The sequence below is a fragment of the Bradyrhizobium sp. genome (genome assembly GCF_049691595.1).
Taxonomy (GTDB): Bacteria; Pseudomonadota; Alphaproteobacteria; order Rhizobiales; family Xanthobacteraceae; genus Bradyrhizobium.
The window spans coordinates 1-2356 of record NZ_JBAVNZ010000625.1 but is presented as its reverse complement, the minus strand read 5'-3'; the positions used below and the strand labels follow the sequence as shown (position 1 = coordinate 2356).

Sequence of the window (2356 nt, the reverse complement as noted above, 5' to 3'; positions counted from 1 at the left end):
CACCAGCCGTTCCTTGTTGCCCTTGCCGCGCACCACGATCATGCGGATGTCGCGGCGCGAGGCCGAGCGCGGCAGCGTCACCAGTTCCGATACCCGCAGCCCGGTGGCGTAAAGCACCTCCAGCAGGCAATACAGCCGCATCGCGCGCAGCCGCTGCGGCGCAGAGGTATCCGGCGCCTGCGTCAGTTCCTTGGCGCGCGTCAGCATGCGGTCGACGTCCGCTATCGACAGCACCTTTGGCAGGCCGCGGCCGCGTTTCGGACCGGACAGGATCGCGGCGGGATCGTCGCCGCGGATCCGCTCGTTGAGCAGGAAGCGGAACAGATGCCGCATCGCCGACAGCCGGCGCGCCACGCTCGACGACTTGAAACCGCGCGTATCGAGATCGGCGAGATAGTCGCGCAGCGCCTGGGTTTCCGCGCCGGCGAAATTCCGGCTGCCGCGGGCGAGGAATTCCGAGAAATCCGTGAGGTCGCGGCGGTAGGCATCGAGCGTGTTGCTGCCCGCGCCCTGTTCCGCCGCGAGCATGTCGAGGAACAGATTGATGAGTTTGGCGTCTGAGGCCCTGGAGCGCATCCGCCGACCCTAGCACCTATTTCTTGAGGAACCTGTCCGCCGGAATGGTGACGGTCATTTCCCGCGGCTTCGGGTTCACGAAATTCGCCAGTGCGAAAATGATGCCATAGCTGACCCCGGCGAGTACGGCAACGACCGTCAGAAAGCGGAACAGGCTGGGCATTTGAGGGCCTCACGCAGCGAATTAACCATTGAAATCAGCGGAGGTAGCGAGCCCGACTACCAACATGTTCGCCCCGCCGTTGCAAGAGACTCTGGCAACGGTATCGGCGGCGGTAGTATAGGTGGCGCTTGAGCGCGGCAATCCGCCAGCGGCAGAGTTTTTTGATGTCCGAGACAACCTCGCCGGCACCGGCCAGCACCCCCCAGGAGGCCGAGATCGCGGCCGCGCTGGGAATGCGCTCGATCGTGCTGGTCGGCATGATGGGCGCCGGCAAATCCACCATCGGGCGCCGGCTGGCGGGACGGCTGCGGCTGCCGTTTACCGATGCCGATGCCGAGATCGCGGCCGCGGCCGGGATGTCGATCCCGGAAATCTTCGAAACCCATGGCGAGCAGCATTTCAGGGATGGCGAGGCCCGGGTGATCGCGCGGCTGCTCGACCACGGCCCGGCCGTGCTCGCCACCGGCGGCGGCGCCTTCATGCGCGAGGAAACCCGCAACCGCATCCGCGACAGGGCGGTCTCGATCTGGCTCCGGGCGGATGCCGACATCATCATGCGCCGGGTCAGACGCCGCGCCGACCGGCCGCTCCTGCAGACCGCCGATCCCGCCGCGACCGTCAGCCGCCTGCTCGAGCAACGCGAGCCGGTCTATCAAAACGCCGATCTGACGATCGCCTCGCGCGACGTCCCGCACGAAAAAATCGTCGATGAATGCGTCGATGCCTTGCATGCAAGGCTGTGCGGCAACGGCGCGGCCGCCCATGAGACCAGGGACGGAATCAGCGCCACGCCATGACCGCACCCCTGAAACATTCCGCTTCCATCACCGTCGATGTCGCGCTCGGCGACCGCGCCTATCACATCGTCATCGGCCGCGAGGTGTTGCCGACGCTGGGCGGGCGCCTCGCCGCGCTGCGGCCGGGCGCGCGCACGGCCGTTGTCACCGACCGCACGGTCGCCAAACACTGGCTGGAGAAGACCGAAGGCTCGCTGGCGGCGGCCGGCATCGCCACCTCGCGCATCATCGTCGAGGAGGGCGAGGGGTCGAAATCCTACGCCGGACTGGAACAGGTCAGCGAAGCGCTGATCGCGGCGAAGATCGAGCGCAACGATCTGGTGATCGCGCTCGGCGGCGGGGTGGTCGGCGATCTCGCCGGTTTTGCGGCGGCGATCCTGCGCCGCGGCGTCGATTTCGTGCAGGTGCCGACCTCGCTGCTGGCGCAGGTGGATTCGTCCGTCGGCGGCAAGACCGGGATCAACTCGCCGCGCGGAAAAAACCTGCTCGGCGCGTTTCACCAGCCGGTGCTGGTGATCGCCGATACCGCCGTGCTGGATACGCTGCCGCCGCGCCAGTTCCGCGCCGGCTATGCCGAGGTCGTCAAATATGGCGTGCTGGGCGACGAAGCCTTTTTCGCCTGGCTGGAGGCCAATCACGCCGAGATCTTTGCCGGCGGCGCGTCGCGCGAGCACGCGATCGCCACCTGCTGCCGCGCCAAGGCCGCGATCGTGTCGCGCGACGAGCGCGAGACCGGCGAGCGCGCGCTGCTCAATCTCGGCCACACCTTCGGTCACGCGCTGGAAGCCGGCGCCGGTTATTCCGGCAGGCTGCTGCATGG

General features: G+C 67.4%; 4 protein-coding genes. 2 read left to right on the top strand and 2 right to left on the bottom strand.

The window, feature by feature from the left end; genetic code table 11:
• Positions 1 to 576 (bottom strand): site-specific integrase (locus WCE35_RS25120; protein ID WP_424596003.1); only part of this gene is annotated, 576 nt, incomplete at its 3' end.
• A gap of 16 nt (positions 577 to 592) precedes the next feature.
• Positions 593 to 739, bottom strand: coding sequence for a histidine kinase (locus WCE35_RS25115; RefSeq protein WP_424596002.1), 147 nt, complete (start codon positions 737 to 739; stop codon positions 593 to 595).
• Positions 740 to 903: 164 nt separating this feature from the next.
• Between WCE35_RS25115 and WCE35_RS25110 the strand changes: the two genes are divergently transcribed.
• Both WCE35_RS25110 and WCE35_RS25105 read left to right on the top strand, forming a co-directional pair.
• On the top strand, positions 904 to 1536 hold the full coding sequence (locus WCE35_RS25110) for a shikimate kinase (protein ID WP_424596001.1): 633 nt from the start codon (positions 904 to 906) through the stop codon (positions 1534 to 1536).
• A partial coding sequence (locus WCE35_RS25105; RefSeq protein WP_424596000.1) for a 3-dehydroquinate synthase family protein occupies positions 1533 to 2356 on the top strand: 824 nt, incomplete at its 3' end. The genes WCE35_RS25110 and WCE35_RS25105, both read left to right, overlap by 4 nt.

Coding starts and splice junctions, on each gene's coding strand:
- WCE35_RS25110 (WP_424596001.1), top strand. CDS start 904: ATGTCCGAGACAACCTCGCCGGCACCGGCCAGCACCCCCCAGGAGGCC.
- WCE35_RS25115 (WP_424596002.1), bottom strand. CDS start 739: ATGCCCAGCCTGTTCCGCTTTCTGACGGTCGTTGCCGTACTCGCCGGG.